21 protein-coding genes are annotated in these 13557 nt (G+C 63.5%); 14 read left to right on the forward strand and 7 right to left on the reverse strand.

The features are described from left to right. Positions 1-126: 126 nt before the first annotated feature. On the reverse strand, positions 127-456 hold the full coding sequence (locus tag B0B01_RS00995; protein ID WP_076646471.1) for a helix-turn-helix transcriptional regulator: 330 nt from the start codon (positions 454-456) through the stop codon (positions 127-129). 11 nt (positions 457-467) lie between these two features. After that, positions 468-719, reverse strand: coding sequence for a type II toxin-antitoxin system RelE family toxin (locus B0B01_RS01000; RefSeq protein WP_076646473.1), 252 nt, complete (start codon positions 717-719; stop codon positions 468-470). A 322-nt stretch (positions 720-1041) separates the two neighbouring features. On the opposite strand from B0B01_RS01000, the gene B0B01_RS01005 reads away from it, so the two are divergent. The 13 genes from B0B01_RS01005 (at position 1042) to B0B01_RS01060 (ending at position 9344) form a co-directional block, all read left to right on the forward strand. After that, positions 1042-1392 carry a DUF3168 domain-containing protein gene (locus tag B0B01_RS01005; protein ID WP_234967673.1) on the forward strand — a complete coding sequence of 117 codons (351 nt, stop codon included), beginning with the start codon at positions 1042-1044 and terminating at the stop codon, positions 1390-1392. A 34-nt stretch (positions 1393-1426) separates the two neighbouring features. Then, positions 1427-2182, forward strand: a complete 756-nt coding sequence (locus tag B0B01_RS13345; RefSeq protein ID WP_234967674.1) for an HK97-gp10 family putative phage morphogenesis protein — start codon at positions 1427-1429, stop codon at positions 2180-2182. A 62-nt stretch (positions 2183-2244) separates the two neighbouring features. Then, on the forward strand, positions 2245-2694 hold the full coding sequence (locus B0B01_RS01015) for a phage tail tube protein (RefSeq protein WP_076646479.1): 450 nt from the start codon (positions 2245-2247) through the stop codon (positions 2692-2694). Next, entirely contained in the window at positions 2691-3146 is a 456-nt protein-coding gene (locus B0B01_RS01020) for a gene transfer agent family protein (protein WP_076646481.1), read from the forward strand. Before B0B01_RS01015 ends, B0B01_RS01020 begins: the two co-directional genes overlap by 4 nt. After that, positions 3143-3292 (forward strand): hypothetical protein, encoded by a 150-nt coding sequence (locus B0B01_RS13145; RefSeq protein ID WP_159438947.1) that lies wholly within the window; start codon positions 3143-3145, stop codon positions 3290-3292. The genes B0B01_RS01020 and B0B01_RS13145 overlap by 4 nt, the downstream gene beginning before the upstream one ends. A 375-nt stretch (positions 3293-3667) precedes the next feature. Continuing rightward, entirely contained in the window at positions 3668-6337 is a 2670-nt protein-coding gene (locus tag B0B01_RS01025) for a tape measure protein (RefSeq protein WP_076646483.1), read from the forward strand. Continuing rightward, entirely contained in the window at positions 6331-6477 is a 147-nt protein-coding gene (locus B0B01_RS13150) for a hypothetical protein (RefSeq protein ID WP_159438948.1), read from the forward strand. Before B0B01_RS01025 ends, B0B01_RS13150 begins: the two co-directional genes overlap by 7 nt. A gap of 412 nt (positions 6478-6889) precedes the next feature. Continuing rightward, on the forward strand, positions 6890-7345 hold the full coding sequence (locus tag B0B01_RS01035) for a hypothetical protein (RefSeq protein ID WP_076646487.1): 456 nt from the start codon (positions 6890-6892) through the stop codon (positions 7343-7345). Next, positions 7335-7652, forward strand: a complete 318-nt coding sequence (locus B0B01_RS01040; protein ID WP_143732993.1) for a hypothetical protein — start codon at positions 7335-7337, stop codon at positions 7650-7652. The genes B0B01_RS01035 and B0B01_RS01040 overlap by 11 nt, the downstream gene beginning before the upstream one ends. A 74-nt stretch (positions 7653-7726) precedes the next feature. Continuing rightward, a complete protein-coding gene (locus B0B01_RS01045; protein ID WP_076646491.1) occupies positions 7727-8023 on the forward strand; it encodes a hypothetical protein in 297 nt (98 codons plus the stop codon). Positions 8024-8085: 62 nt separating this feature from the next. Continuing rightward, positions 8086-8757, forward strand: a complete 672-nt coding sequence (locus B0B01_RS01050) for a lysozyme family protein (RefSeq protein WP_076646493.1) — start codon at positions 8086-8088, stop codon at positions 8755-8757. 5 nt (positions 8758-8762) lie between these two features. Continuing rightward, positions 8763-8960 carry a hypothetical protein gene (locus B0B01_RS01055; protein ID WP_076646495.1) on the forward strand — a complete coding sequence of 66 codons (198 nt, stop codon included), beginning with the start codon at positions 8763-8765 and terminating at the stop codon, positions 8958-8960. A gap of 162 nt (positions 8961-9122) precedes the next feature. After that, on the forward strand, positions 9123-9344 hold the full coding sequence (locus B0B01_RS01060) for a hypothetical protein (protein ID WP_076646497.1): 222 nt from the start codon (positions 9123-9125) through the stop codon (positions 9342-9344). Between the two features lie 141 nt (positions 9345-9485). Here the strand turns inward: B0B01_RS01060 and B0B01_RS01065 are convergent, their stop codons facing one another. The 3 genes from B0B01_RS01065 to B0B01_RS01075 are packed head-to-tail and all read right to left on the reverse strand — an operon-like array spanning position 9486 to position 10550. Continuing rightward, complete coding sequence (locus B0B01_RS01065) at positions 9486-9842, reverse strand: hypothetical protein (RefSeq protein WP_076646499.1); 357 nt, start codon at positions 9840-9842, stop codon at positions 9486-9488. Then, positions 9839-10270 carry a hypothetical protein gene (locus B0B01_RS01070; protein WP_076646501.1) on the reverse strand — a complete coding sequence of 144 codons (432 nt, stop codon included), beginning with the start codon at positions 10268-10270 and terminating at the stop codon, positions 9839-9841. The genes B0B01_RS01065 and B0B01_RS01070 overlap by 4 nt, the downstream gene beginning before the upstream one ends. Then, positions 10263-10550 carry a hypothetical protein gene (locus tag B0B01_RS01075; protein ID WP_076646503.1) on the reverse strand — a complete coding sequence of 96 codons (288 nt, stop codon included), beginning with the start codon at positions 10548-10550 and terminating at the stop codon, positions 10263-10265. The genes B0B01_RS01070 and B0B01_RS01075 overlap by 8 nt, the downstream gene beginning before the upstream one ends. A 186-nt stretch (positions 10551-10736) precedes the next feature. Here B0B01_RS01075 and B0B01_RS01080 point away from each other — a divergent pair, with 186 nt between their 5' ends. Further along, positions 10737-11351: an SOS response-associated peptidase family protein gene (locus B0B01_RS01080; RefSeq protein ID WP_076646505.1), complete on the forward strand. Its 615-nt coding sequence runs from the start codon at positions 10737-10739 to the stop codon at positions 11349-11351. Positions 11352-11716: 365 nt separating this feature from the next. Here the strand turns inward: B0B01_RS01080 and B0B01_RS01085 are convergent, their stop codons facing one another. Both B0B01_RS01085 and B0B01_RS01090 read right to left on the reverse strand, forming a co-directional pair. Further along, positions 11717-12541 (reverse strand): glycosyltransferase, encoded by an 825-nt coding sequence (locus B0B01_RS01085; protein WP_076646507.1) that lies wholly within the window; start codon positions 12539-12541, stop codon positions 11717-11719. Between the two features lie 157 nt (positions 12542-12698). Continuing rightward, positions 12699-13430, reverse strand: a complete 732-nt coding sequence (locus B0B01_RS01090) for a L,D-transpeptidase (RefSeq protein WP_076646509.1) — start codon at positions 13428-13430, stop codon at positions 12699-12701. Positions 13431-13557 lie beyond the last annotated feature (127 nt).

The raw sequence follows: 13557 nt of genomic DNA on the forward strand, positions 1-13557 counted from the left end.
TTGTGAAAAACAGCACCGTGCTTTTCTCATTCCGGGTCCTGGCGGTGGCGGATGGGCTAGGCACTCTCAGGGCGATCAAGAGGACTGCATAGCGGTCGCCCCCGCCACCCGAGCGAGGGCCCCAGTTTAGATCAGATCGTCAACCCCGAGGCCGAGCGCCTCAGCAAGCTTCTTTAGCGTCTCGACGGAGCCGGTTCGACTACCACCCTCGATATTGGCGATCTGGACTCGGTTCACGCCAGAGAGCTCCGCCAGCCGGGCCTGAGTCAGGCCGCGCCAGTCACGAAACACCCGCAGCGGGCTTTCGCCATCGAGGATGCGACCGACATATTCGTCGGGGATGCTATCTCCGCCCTGCGCCTTTGCGCGGTCATAGGCTTCAATGTCTGCCAGGTCTTCGGCCGCCTCCAGAAGGCGGTCGTATTCTTCGCGGGTGATCGTGACCATCTCGTTCATGGTTGCCTCCTTTAGTCGTAAACGCCGCCGCGCGGCCCAATTTTGAGAACGTCGAGAACGTCCCCGGCGTCATCCATAATCACACGCCAGTCACCTACCCGCAGACGGATGCCCTCTCTGCCCTTCAAGCCTTTTACATTGTTCGCCTGTGATGCCGGGTCATCTGCATACTGGCGGACCTTTGCCCTGATCCGTTCCGCTTCGTTGCGGGGCATCCGGCGAAGAACCTTCAGGGCGGCAGGCTTGTAGATGACTTGCTTCATGGCTCATTTGTAGCGGGCAGCTACAAGGGGCGCAAGGGAAATGTCGCGGATAGTTACAAAAATGCACGTAGCGCAGGCGGAATATTCAGGGAGACGCGTCGTGGCATGGAGCCGTGAGAGCCGCCACAAGCGGGGATACGGCGCCGCATGGGATCATGTCCGCAAGCAGGCGCTTCACCGCGCAGTGGCGCGTGTCGATCGACGGCCGGGAATACGATGTGAAGGAATATCCGCGCGAAACGCAGGATCGGGCCTTTCTTGAGTTCTTGGCAGAGTCGCGAGGGCAGAAATGAGAGCCGGCCGCCATCTTCGCCGGATCATCATGGATCGGATCATCGCTCAGGTGCCGGAGTTCGACGGCCGGGTTTACGACAAGGCCACCGAAACCACGCCAATGCCCTACGTGACCCTTGGGCCGTCCTGGTGGGTCGATGACAGTGCGGACTGCATCACCGCGCGCGCCCAGACGGTGCAGGTCGATGTGTGGGGATCGAACAGCAACAAGGGCGCGGTCGAAGACCTGACGGATGACGTGGCCGCAGCCCTGAATGGCTGGTCCGACGAGGTGATCGCAATGCACCCGCTGCGGGTCACGCTGGTGCGTGTGATGGACGATCCGGACGGGGTGTCGATTCACGGCCTGGTGCAGGTCGAGGCGGAGGTCGAGGGTTAGACGACGCGCCTCAGCAGGCGCACCCCGGCGGCTGGTGGCACCGCTTATTCCTGGCGATGCAGCTGTTCCCGCAGGGCTTCCCCTTGCTGCAGGTCTTGCAGCAGGCAGCCAGAATGATCTGATCCGGGCTTTCACGGCCACCGAACAGGGTCTGGCGCACCGCCGCAATGTCTTCGGCGGTGAAATCGCCAGCGGATGGCCCAGAGGTTTCGGCGAAAGCTGGGGCAGCCATCAGCAGCACGCAGGCAAAAAGAATTCGACGCATAATATCTCCAGTCGAAAAACAGCAAGAACACACAATCTGCGGGGGAATCAGATGGCAAGGCAAGCAACCATCAAGGGGCTCGCAAACCTGCAGCGCAAGCTCGACCGCCTGCCGACCGCTGCGAAAGAGCATATCCGGGCCGAGATGGCGAAAGCCGCAGATGAGATCGTCGCGACCATGCGGAAGCTCGCACCGGTGCTGAAGGAGCCGGATGCGCGCCGCAGGGCAGGGGCCTTGCGCGACAGCATCGGCTGGACCTGGGGGAAAGCCCCGAAGGGCTCGATGGTCGTGGCTGCGCTCAAGGGCGCCGGTGTCGGCGGGGATCTGACGATCACGATTTATGCAGGCGGCGGCGAGGACGATGCCTTCTATGCCCGCTTTGTGGAGTTCGGCACCAAGAAGATGCAGGCGCAGCCGTTCTTCTATGTGTCATGGCGCGCGCATCGCCGCGGCCGCAACAATGTGCGAACGCGACTGAACCGTGCCGTCCGGGAGTCAGCCCGGCAGGTCGCACGTAGCAAGTAATCCCGGCCGCATGGCCACCACCCAGCCCGCCGTCGCGCGGGCTTTTTATATGGAGAAACACCATGGCTCGGCCTGAGACCATCAAGTTCGGCAAGTTTTTCGTCCGCCTGTCGGACGGGGAGAGCCCGCCGGCATTCACCGCGCCCTGTGGCTTTACCTCGAAATCATTCAGCCGGAACAAGACGTTGGCTGAGGTTGAGGTGCCCGACTGCGACGATCCCGATGCGGCCGCGTGGTCCGAGCGCGACGTGCAGAGCATGTCGGCCACGATCAGCGGAAGCGGCGTTCTGGCCAAAGCCGCGATGCCGACGTGGGAAGGCGCGCTCGAAAGTACGGACAGCATCGAGGCGGAGGTTGAATTCGTCTATGCAGACGGAACCAGCGACTACTACACCGGTCGATTCCACATCGAATCCCTCGAGATCACCGGCAGCCTTGGCGAGCGTGTTCAGGTCTCCATCACCATGCAGTCCGATGGCGAGATCGCCTACGAGCGGACTGACGGCTCGTGAGCCGAAATGCCGAGACAACGCTCGACTGGGCAGACGGGACATACCGGTTCCGCCTGTCCATCGAGCAGCTGGCCGAGCTGCAGGAGAAATGCGGCGCCGGCCCGTGGTATATCCAATGGGCGCTGGAAGCCGGTGCGCTGGCGCGCGTTGCCGGCGTAGCGCCGCCCAAAGACCTCGCCGCACCTTATGTCACCGAGACGATCCGCCTGGGCCTGATCGGCGGCGGCATGGATGCAATCAGCGCGCTGAAGAAGGTGCGCGCTTACTGCGGGGAAGGACAGCTCGCACAGAATGTGCCGACCGCCTACGCGATCCTCGGCGTGGCGTTGCAGGGTGCGCCTGAGGATGAGCCGACAAAAAAGCCCCGCGCGGGAAAGACGACCGCGAAGACCTCCCGCGCGGGCAAATCCGGTTCGCGGACGTTTACGGTGCAGGACAAGCCGTCGGCATGAGCCCGGCCGAGGTCGGGATGTGCAGCCTGTGGCAGTTCAACGCGGCCGTCGCAGGATGGATCACGGCGAACACGACCGAGACACCCGGTGAGATGACCCAGGCGGACGAGGATGACATCTGGGAAGGCGTTATGGAACGGATGTAATAATACTACAGCCGTCCGAATGTAACATGACCAGCCTCGCCCCCTGTTAAGCTAAACGATCCGACCGCCTGCCCCTGTATCTGGTTGTTCGTCAAAATTAGCGTTCCGCTTCGGCCATCATTACAGATGAGGGGAACGGCGCGCTTTTGCATGTTTTGCCCGGACTGTTTGAAGTCAGCCGTACACGACCAGCCCGATGGACTGTCGAGTTCGACGTGAAAAATCCGGCTCGCGTGATCAAAGGCGAGCAGGCCACTCACGGGCATCCCCTTCGCGGTCTGACCAGCCCCTCCGAACTCTGTAACGGTGGTGCAAGCCGCCAAAACCAGTGGCAGCGCAAGACAATAGCGTCTTATTTTCATAGGAGCCTCCTCAATGGCAGATGATCTCGAAAGGCTGGTCGTCCAGCTTTCCGCTGACATCAGAGGCTATGAGCGCGAAATGCGCAAGGCCACGGGTATCACGCACAGGCAGGCCCGCGCCGTCGAGAAACGCTTCACCAGCATGCAGCGGAACCTCGATGGAATTGGTCGACGTGCTGCGCGATCTCTCACCGCTCCTTTGGCGGGAGTCGCGGCCGCTCTCGGAACCCGCCAGATCCTCGCATATTCGGACGCCTGGACTGTCGCCGGCAACAAGATTCGCGCTGCAGCCGAAATGTCCGGCGTGGCGGCTCGCAGCCTCGAAGAAATCAATGAAATTGCGCGGGAGTCACGATCCGGATTTAACGAGACGGCAGAGTTGTATGCGAGGCTGGTTCGTTCGGCGGGCGGGGTTGCGGAGTCAGAGCTCGAAATCGCTCGAGCGACCGAGATCGTCACGAAAGCATTCAAGGCGGGCGGGGCCGCGGCATCGGAGCAGGCAGCCGGCATCCTGCAGCTTTCGCAGGGTCTTGGGTCGGGTCTTCTGGCAGGCGACGAACTGCGCTCTGTCCGCGAGAACGCGCCCATCCTGGCACAGGTGATTGCGGATTATTTCAACACGACCATCGGCGGCCTGAAAAAGCTAGGCGAAGAAGGGAAGCTGACGTCCGAGGAGGTCTTCCGCGCGATCTTGTCCGGTCAAGAAAAGATCGGCGCGGCATTCGCAGTAACCAACACGACGATCAGCGAGGGTTTTACCCTCCTGCAGAACGCCATGACCGAGTATATCGGCATCGGCGGTGAGACCACCGGCGTGTCCCAGCAGATCGCTGAGGCTCTCACCATCATTGCCGACAATTTCGAAACGGTGGCGGATACCGGCCTGAAACTGGCTGCGGTCCTGTCTGCGGCGCTGCTGGGCCGCTCCATCGGCAAAATGGCGTCAACAATGGGCGTCGCCGGGGCTGCGTTGATCAAGTTCGCGGCAACCGCCCGAACCGCAACTGCGGCTGGCGGCGGCCTGGCCAAGGCGCTCGGTGGCCTGTCGCTCGCGGCCGGACCCGTCGGCGCACTTCTCGGATCGGTCCTTGCCGGTGGGTTCATTCTGTATGCGCAGCATGCTGCAGATGCGCGACGGCGGACGGAGGAACTCGATGAAGCGCTCGAGGAACTCGGGCTGTCTGCACCCAAGACGGCCGAGGCGATCGACGAGGTGGCGGCTGCTGTCGATAATGTGGTCTCCGAGGAAAACTTGCGTCGCATCGAGAAATTGCAGCGCGGGTTGGAGGCGCTGCGGGGGACCGGGGGGATTGTATCCGCCATCGTTGGCGATCCTTCGGAGATCGGTGTCCTTCTTCGCGAGGTTGAGGGAGAGATTAACCGCTCGTTCTATCGCGCCTTCCCGGTCGAGGAGAATCCGCTTCTGCGTATGGCAGCCGATGCCCTGATCGAATTCCAGCGCGGGGATATAACCGCCAGCGCTCTGTTGCAGACCGTCACCGAGATCGGCGCCACGGACATGTCCGAAGGCGCACGCAAGCTGTATGACAAGATGGTCGATGTCGCCGCAAAATCTGCGCAGACAGAGGCGGGGCTGGCAGCACTGGGCGAGATGCCCGGGATCCGTGAGGCCGAGGCGGAACTCACGACGCTCATTGATCGGCTGGATATCCTATCCAGCGTGGGCGATGAGATCAGCGATCCCATCCATGCGCAGATGGCGAAGATCGCGAGCGACTTCCTTGATGCAAAGATCAGTGCGGAAGATGCAAAGGCAGCGCTTGATGATATCGGCAATGCCAACCCCGACTTTACCCCGATCCTGAAGAAGATCGGACGGGTGATCTCTGCGCTGTCCACACTTCGCGCGACGGCTGCGGAGCTCGCCAGCGGTGTGACGCTGCCGGAGGACAAGCCATCGGCGCCGGGACGCCCCCCGCCGCCGCCAGTTGACCCCGGGGGCAGTGGCGGTAAGGGCAGATCGCGCCGCCCGCGCGAGGATTACGACCGTGCGATCGAAAGCACCCGCGAGTTCATCGCTGCGCTCGAGGCCGAGGCCACTGCGCTGAACGAAGCGGATGTGAGCCTGCAGGGGCACCAAGACGTGCTGACCTATGTGCAGAAGCGCATGGAGTTACTCAATGCCGCGAAAAAGCAAGGGATCGAGATCACCCCACAGCTGGCGGCCGAGATCGACCAGCTGGCGCAGGAATACGTGAATGCCGGCAAGGCGGCGGATCAGGCCCGCGAACGCCACGAGGAATTCGAGGGCGCCCTCGAGGACTTCAAGGGCACGATGGAAAGCGCGTTCACGGGGCTGATTACCGGTGCGCACAGCTTCAAGGATGCGATCGGTCAGATCATCTCAAAACTGGCTGAAATGGCCCTGTCTAAAGCGTTCGAGGGCATTTGGGGAGGTGGGCTGGGCAACGTGATTGGGGCAACCTTCTCCGGGCTCGGTTGGGCAGATGGGGGCTACACCGGCTCCGGCGGCAAATACGAGCCGGCCGGCGTTGTGCACCGGGGTGAATACGTGATGGATGCCGAAACCGTCCGTAAGGCAGGCGGTCCGGCGGCATTCGATGCTCTGCGGCAAAAGCTGCGGGGCTATAGGGGGAGAAATCCGGTCTGGGTGGGGCGATGCAGGCAGAGGCACACCAGGGGGGTCCTCGCCGTATGGTAGCGGTGGCGGAGGCGGTCAGGTCGGCAGCGGAGGTGGAAACGCCACCGGATACGGTGCTGGTGGCGGCGGCGCTGGCGGGTTCGGTCGCGGTCTGGGGGGATTCGCTGCCGTTGATAACCCAACCGGCAAAATCGACCTGACGGGTTATGCGATCCCTCGGATAGAGATTGTCATCGGGGCCGGCGGTGAGGGTGGTAAGAGCAACCGTAACGGGGGCAGCGGCTCCCCGGGCCTCGTCCGCTACTCCTATTCAACGCAGGCAGACATTCCAGCCGATGTGGTTCCGCTCCATCCGAGCGCGACGGGAACCATTGCGAAATCAGGACTTAATGTGACCTTCCCCGACTTGGGAGCAGGGATGTGGACGATTTGGCACACGGGGACCGACAATCTTGATATTGGGTTCGTCGAAGTTTCGCCCGGGAATGAGATACACATCAGAATCGGCGGGATTTTCACATTCTTCTCCAGCCAAACCCCTGTTCGTATGTCCGGCGGCTATTCCGCAACTAGAACCATCGGTTACGCCTTCTACAAGATGGGGAATTGAGCATGTGGGTATTCTATGATTCCGCGTCCGGAGAAATCCAATACACGCTGGTCGCGTCAGACGATCTGACTCTGCCCGATGGCGACAGGGTTTGGTCAGATGACCCCATTGACGACAGCCGTGCATGGAAGGTGCAGGAGGGGGAATTGGCTCACACCGGACTTTCGTCTGAACTGCTACGCGAAGGCGTCTCGCTTTCCCGCGTCGAACTCGCAAAACGGCTCCGTCAGTTCGAAATCCTGACCGCCGAGGATGCCAAGCGCGTCGCGCGCGGCGAATGGCCAGAGGTCCTGCTGCCGATGCTCGCCCAGATGCCGCAGGAGGTGATTGATGATGCCGAGATCGAACTCGCCGGCGCAACCGAGTTCGAGCGCCTGCACCCGACAATCCTGCTGTTCCAGCAGGCGATGGGGATCAGCGACGCTGTTGCCGACGAGGTGTTCGGCATTGTTGCGTGATCTGCTCACCCCTGAGGATCATGCGGACCCCTATATCTGGGCGGCCGTGTTCGCGGCTCATGCCTGGGTCGGCGCCGCGCTGGTGATCGTGCTCGGGGATATTCACTTGGCGCTGACCGGATACCTCCTGTTCGAGGTGCTGCAGGCCGTGGTGTCGCGCCGGCTGATCGTCCTCGATAGCGTGCTCGACTGGCTGGCCGTCGTCCTCGGTGCGGCGATGATCTGGACCGAGGCCGGTCGGTGGATCGTGGCGCTGATCTGCGTGGCCATCGCCGCCGGCTGGATCTGGAAAAGGAGACACAGATGATCCCGAGCAAAATCAAGCGCGGCCCGCGCCTGGGCGGCTGGGCTGATACCAGAATGAGGGGAGAGTGAATGCCCATGGAATTCGACAACCGCATCAGCGTCGGAAACATCCTCGTCGGGGGTGCGATGCTGGTTTCGTTCATTCTGGCGTGGGGCAATATTTCCGCTCGCACCGCCCGGACGGCAGATGAGGTGGCCAACAACAAATCCGCTATCGCAGCGCAGGAGTCCCGCATCCGCGCGGTCGAGCAGAGCACGGCGCGTCAGGATGAGCGCATGGTCCTGATCCTCGAAAGCCTGCGGAAGATCGAAAAGCAGTTCGAGCAGCGCGGATATCTGACGCCTCCCTACAAGGGGGCCGATCACCAGTAACCGTCACCTGACCGCTGACCACCCGCCGCCCCCGAGGCGGCTTTTTTTATGGAGAAACGGCAATGAAGCCAGTCACGGCCGCGCATTTTGCGCCGCTGCTCGCCCTGATCCGCAAGGTCGAAGCGCGCAGCGATTACGACATCGTCTATCTCGGAATTCCGGCGAACCTGCGGCCGCCGAAGGCTTTGACCAGCATGACCATTGCCGAGGTCATGGCATGGCAGTCCACCATCCGGCCGAGAGTGAAATCGACCGCGGCCGGGGCCTACCAGTTCATCGCGGCCACGTTGCGCGATGCGGTGGCCGGCACGCGCATCGACACCGCGCGTCGCTTCGATCCGACCGCGCAGGATGAGCTCGCGCTATGGCTGCTCACCTCCAAGCGCGGCGTGGATCGCTATCTGCGGGGCGAGATCAGCGCGAACATGGCCATGACCGCGCTGGCACAGGAATGGGCCTCGCTCCCGGTCCCGCTCGCGATGCAGGGATCACGTCGGCGCGTCAATGCGGGGCAGTCCTATTACGCGGGCGATGGGCTCAACAAAGCGCTGGTCTCGATCTCGGACGTTCGCGCCGCGCTCGAGGATTGCCGGGCGCTCTACGGCGCCGCCACGGTCGCGCCGCCGGCAACCACCACCACGAGCCCCGTCACCTACACCAGCCGCCCGCTCGTCGCGCTGCTGGCCCTCGCGGCCGTCATCGCGGCGGCCGTCTGGATGTTCACGAGAGGATAACCCCCATGGCACTGTTTATTCGCATGGCCCTGTATTTCGTGCTGGCCGGCGCCGGCACGGTCAGCTGGCTGGACTGGGATCCCGGCACCGGCATCCTGTCGGTCCACGTCGAGGGGCTCGCGCTCGCGCTGCCCTCCTATGCCGGGTTCATCGTCACGTTCCTGTTCTCGCGCGTCGCCAAACGGCGGGGCGGGCAGACATGAGCGATCTATGGACACTGGTGACCGCCGCGCTGTTCGCAACAGCGGTGGCGCTCCTGATCGCGCAGAGGGTCGTGGCGTGGCTCTGCCGATGACCTGGGCGGAGTTCGTGCGCGGATTGCAGGACCTGGCCCGCGCGCTCCGCGCCCGGCAGGAGGGCGGGTCATGACCCTGCTCATCACGGGCGCGCTCAGCGGTGTGGTCCTGATCACCGGCGTGCTGATCTGGGCATGGCGGCAGGGCAGGGCGCTCGAGCGCACCCGCCGCGACGCGCAGCAGCTGGACGCCTATCGGCAGACACGGGGGAGGATGGATGATGCGCCACGCTATACCGATGCTGATCGCGCTCGCGATGCTCTGCGCATGCGCGATCCCGGCACCAAATGAGGGGCAGGCTATCTGCGATGCGACGCGCGCCGCGCGGGCCGATCACGCGGCGGCCTTGGCGGCATCACAGGATGATCGCGCGGCGGTGTCGGGGGCGAACCTGATCGCGCTCATGGATGCGGGCTGCGCGGGGTAGGGCGGCTATTCTCTACCCCGCATCATAACCTGGATATCGTCCTCGCTGATGTGCAGCCGAGCGTTATAGGCTGCTGCACCGAGGATCCCCGCGGCCGATTCCGCGGCTGTCCAGCCCGCCGCCAGCATCTGCTGGTGCAGGATCGCGATCGTCCTGCGCGGGTCCACGTCACGAATCCCGCCCGGGAATTGCTCGGCCAGCGACTGGATTTCCGCAGCAACGCCGTCCGGAACCGGGCGAGCGCCCCTGATCCACTCGCGGATGCGGGAACTATTCACCTCCAGATATTCGGCTGCGCGCGTCTGGCTGCCGTGCGCGGGCCAGATTTGCTCAATCAGAGTGCGGAACCTATCACCGGTCATTTTTTCGTCCTCAGCAAATCATGCAATTGATAAAACAGTCGGGCAGAGTCCGCACTGGCCGGCTCGATCTGACCCGCATTGCTCAGATCGCGGATCACCCGGACCAGGGCGTGGCGACCCGCGTTGGGCGCGTAATGCCGGATCCTGTTCACCTCGCGCCGGACGGTGTAGTCGTCTCGATTGCGGATCGCGCGGGCGAGCCTCGACAGGACAGCCAAACCGGGCTCCGGGTTCAGGTTGGTGGCCGGCAGCGCGGCCGCCAGTTGTCGCAGTGTTCCTGTCCCGTCTGCATCGGTGGCCGCGATCGCGCACGCCCAGATCGGCATATCCTCGGCGGGCGCGTCCACCATCTGCGCAGTCAGGATTGTCGCAGGCCCGAGGCCCTGCTGACGCAGAGCCCCGAGAACTTCCATATCAAAACTACTCATAGCGCACGGCCGCCTTTCGCTCCTGGCGGATCGCTGCCAGCAACTCGGCATCCGTAGCAGCGCTCACCGGCGTCCCTGTGTGGCGCAGGGCGCGGCAGACGCGCTTGGTTGTCGGGCGCGCTCCATTCCCCGGCCAGTTGTCCGGTGCCTCGGGGAACTCGGCAGTTTCATCGTGATCTCCGATCCACTCGTGAACCTGACTGCCGACCCGGAAAAAAATCCGGGTCTCGTAATCGGTCGAGAGGCGAACGCCGTAGTCGATTGCAGTGATTTTTGTCATTTCAGTGGCCCTCCTTGGCCTTCTGTGGGTGGCCCCATGGCCTTCCCTATACATCATATATAGGCCCAAACTAGACCCAGCGCAACTCCTAAAACGCACATCAGCGAAAATAATTTGCGCGCTCCGACCGGGACCAATCCGGCCGTCGGCGGGTTATGCTGGCGATCCCGAATCGAGTGTCAGCCAATGTGTAATCTCTACCGCACCCCCTCCAGCGCCGCCGAAATCATCCGCATCTCGCGCGCCATGGACCGCACCGGGAATAAGCCCTGGGAGGTCGAGGTCTATCCCGATCGCGTGGCGCCCATCATCCGTAATCGTGTCGACGGCCCCGAGCTGGTCAAGGCGCGGTGGGGCATGCCCTCGCCGCGGTCTGCGCTGAAAACCGCGCGCGACCCGGGCGTGACCAATGTCCGCAACCTCGGCTCGCCACATTGGCGCCGTTGGCTCGGGGCCGATCACCGCTGCATCGTGCCGCTCGAAGCATTCGCGGAGCCGGGGCCGGGCCGGAAGCCGGTGTGGTTCGAGGCCGCGGACGATCAGCCGATGTTTTTCGCCGGCATCGAGGTGCGCGGGTGGAAATCGGTGCGCAAGGTCAAAGACGGCGAGACCACCGACGACCTGTTCGCCTTCCTGACCTGCCGACCGAATGCGGAGGTCGGGGCCGTCCACCCCAAAGCCATGCCGGTGATCCTGCGCAGCGCGGACGAATGGGAGGCGTGGCTGGCCGGCATCCCCGCGGCCGAGTTTCAGCGGCCGCTGCCGGACGGCGCGCTCGTGCTGGTCGATGGGGCGGAGTAGGCTCCGACGACAGGCCGATTCGCCCGTGATCCGGCCTCCGCTACACTCCGTGAAAAGTGCCTGTAACGCACAATAACAGGCTCGCGGTCAGGGTTCGATGCCGAGCCAGAATGATACGGCGCGCTGTTGTCTTCGCACATTTAGCGCACAATTCTAGGCTAAGCTATTGTTTTACATTATGCGCCGCATCCTCTCGACCGCACCACTTCTTTCCCTCGGTTTCCAGAAAACTGCGTGTTTCAAGGGGTTTGTGTCGCCCGATGACAGGGGCCGCCACCGGCAGGCGGCTGTTTCACGCAAGGCCCGGCGTAACCGGAATCTCCCGGCCGATCAGCAACGGCCTGCGCCCTTTTCCGGCACCGCTTTCAGTCGGCCGGGCCTATGCCGGCGATTGCCCGGCTTTCCCCGGATAGGAAGGGAAAGAAATCGCGGATTGCCCGGTCGATCTCGGCCCTGCTCATCCGCTCCATGCTGCGCCGCCTGATCATCTTGCGGGTCAGGCGCGTGTCGTTCATTCCGTTGTTGGTCACCAGCGCAAGATGCCCGTCGATCACCACGTTGGGGAACCTGCGGGCCATGCCGAAATGTCCGAACTGATAAATGCTCTTGCCCGGGTGGCGCATGGCGGCGCCGGCGCTCATGAATTCGACCGGCCAGTGATAGACGCCGGCCAGCGGGCCGCCGATCGCGCTGTACATGACGTTCCTGAGGCTCGCGACGAAGACCCCGTCACCCTGCATCCGCTCGAATGTGTGGGCTTTCATGAGCGCGACGAAATCGCGGCAGAGACAATCGTCGTCATCCAGGCGGAACTGCAGGGTCCGGGAATAATCGAAGCCAAGCGCGCGAAACACGCGCCTTTGCGCCCGGTGCGCCATGGTGACGGGGAAGAACCGCAACGTGACCTGCGGCACCCCGGCGCAGAGGGCGCGCAGGCGGGTCTTGTATTCCTCGGGCATCTGCCGTGATGCCAGCACGATGAAGTGGAAATCCTGATCGCTCTGCGCGCGCAGCGAGGCAAGGGTAAGGTGTTCGAACGACCTGAGCCGCGCCTCGAGCCGCACCGGATCAAAGAGCAGCCCGGCGCGGTCGTCAAGAACGGCCTGCACCTCTTCGTCGCTTTTGTCCCGGAATGCCTTCCAGTCGCCCTTGCCGAGCAGCGAAAAGCGACAGATGCCGACGACCTGCATGACCACATACCCCGCGCAGAACTCTATGACCGAACCGGGTCGGGGTTATCGTCATCTCGGGGAGCGTGCAATGCACATGCTGGATGCAGCCGCGCCGGCGGGGCCGTGGGGCCGGGGGCCGCGCCCGGATCCGGCGCCGGACCGATCCGGGTGCTCCTCAGCCGTCCTGCGCGGTGTCCGTCGCCTCGTCCGCCGCGTTTTGCGCGCTGCGGATCGGTTCCTGCCCCGGCGGTACGGTGCCCTTGCCCTGTTCGTTCTTCTTCAGCACGACCACGCGCGCGCCGGGTTTGTAGAGCTTTTCAAGCTCGATCACGTCCTGCTGGAACAGCCGGATGCAACCCGCGGTGGTCGCCTGTCCGATCGCCGCCGGATTGGCCGTGCCGTGAATGCGATAGAGCGTGTCGCGCTTTCCCTGGTGGATATAAAGCGCCCGCGCGCCCAGCGGGTTCTGCAGCCCGCCCTCCATGCCCTTGCGGTGCGGCTCGTAGAGTTCGGGCTTGCGCTTCAGCATGTTGCTGGTCGGGGTCCAGGTCGGCCAGTCGCGGCTGTAGGCGATATGCCCCTTGCCGGAAAAGGAGCGCCCCTCTTCGCCGACGGCCACCCGGTAGCGGATCGCGCGGTCCTCGGGCAGGATATAGTAAAGATAGCGGTCCCAGGGATCGACCACGATGCTGCCGGGTTTTTCGTCGCTCCAGTAATCGACCTCGCGCCGGACGCTGGCTTCGGTCAGGTATTGCCGGGGCACGGCGGGAATCATGATCTCGCCGTCATCGACGGCCGAGTAATGCTCGGCAAGTTCGGGTGTCAGCCCCGGCCCCGACTGGGCGTCGCTGTCGGGTTTTTCGGCGCAGGCGGCAAGGACCAGGCAGGCGAGGGAGATCAGGGCCATGCCCGGTCGGGGCGGGAAATATCGGTTCGGGGTGCAAAGCGTCATGTTGTCGTTGTTCCAGCGTTCGTTCCGGTGTGTATGACGGGCCGGACGTAGGAGCCGGCCGTCGTATCTCGTGCCCGGCTGT

The sequence above is a fragment of the Pontibaca methylaminivorans genome (assembly GCF_900156525.1).
Classification (GTDB): Bacteria; Pseudomonadota; Alphaproteobacteria; order Rhodobacterales; family Rhodobacteraceae; genus Pontibaca; species Pontibaca methylaminivorans.

Bases quoted from the DNA above. Each gene is read 5' to 3' on its own strand.
- B0B01_RS00995 (WP_076646471.1), bottom strand. From the start codon at position 456: ATGAACGAGATGGTCACGATCACCCGCGAAGAATACGACCGCCTTCTG.
- B0B01_RS01000 (WP_076646473.1), bottom strand. From the start codon at position 719: ATGAAGCAAGTCATCTACAAGCCTGCCGCCCTGAAGGTTCTTCGCCGG.
- B0B01_RS01005 (WP_234967673.1), top strand. From the start codon at position 1,042: ATGGATCGGATCATCGCTCAGGTGCCGGAGTTCGACGGCCGGGTTTAC.
- B0B01_RS01015 (WP_076646479.1), top strand. From the start codon at position 2,245: ATGGCTCGGCCTGAGACCATCAAGTTCGGCAAGTTTTTCGTCCGCCTG.
- B0B01_RS13145 (WP_159438947.1), top strand. From the start codon at position 3,143: ATGAGCCCGGCCGAGGTCGGGATGTGCAGCCTGTGGCAGTTCAACGCG.
- B0B01_RS01025 (WP_076646483.1), top strand. From the start codon at position 3,668: ATGGCAGATGATCTCGAAAGGCTGGTCGTCCAGCTTTCCGCTGACATC.
- B0B01_RS13150 (WP_159438948.1), top strand. From the start codon at position 6,331: ATGGTAGCGGTGGCGGAGGCGGTCAGGTCGGCAGCGGAGGTGGAAACG.
- B0B01_RS01035 (WP_076646487.1), top strand. From the start codon at position 6,890: ATGTGGGTATTCTATGATTCCGCGTCCGGAGAAATCCAATACACGCTG.
- B0B01_RS01045 (WP_076646491.1), top strand. From the start codon at position 7,727: ATGGAATTCGACAACCGCATCAGCGTCGGAAACATCCTCGTCGGGGGT.
- B0B01_RS01050 (WP_076646493.1), top strand. From the start codon at position 8,086: ATGAAGCCAGTCACGGCCGCGCATTTTGCGCCGCTGCTCGCCCTGATC.
- B0B01_RS01055 (WP_076646495.1), top strand. From the start codon at position 8,763: ATGGCACTGTTTATTCGCATGGCCCTGTATTTCGTGCTGGCCGGCGCC.
- B0B01_RS01060 (WP_076646497.1), top strand. From the start codon at position 9,123: ATGACCCTGCTCATCACGGGCGCGCTCAGCGGTGTGGTCCTGATCACC.
- B0B01_RS01065 (WP_076646499.1), bottom strand. From the start codon at position 9,842: ATGACCGGTGATAGGTTCCGCACTCTGATTGAGCAAATCTGGCCCGCG.
- B0B01_RS01070 (WP_076646501.1), bottom strand. From the start codon at position 10,270: ATGAGTAGTTTTGATATGGAAGTTCTCGGGGCTCTGCGTCAGCAGGGC.
- B0B01_RS01075 (WP_076646503.1), bottom strand. From the start codon at position 10,550: ATGACAAAAATCACTGCAATCGACTACGGCGTTCGCCTCTCGACCGAT.
- B0B01_RS01080 (WP_076646505.1), top strand. From the start codon at position 10,737: ATGTGTAATCTCTACCGCACCCCCTCCAGCGCCGCCGAAATCATCCGC.
- B0B01_RS01085 (WP_076646507.1), bottom strand. From the start codon at position 12,541: ATGCAGGTCGTCGGCATCTGTCGCTTTTCGCTGCTCGGCAAGGGCGAC.
- B0B01_RS01090 (WP_076646509.1), bottom strand. From the start codon at position 13,430: ATGGCCCTGATCTCCCTCGCCTGCCTGGTCCTTGCCGCCTGCGCCGAA.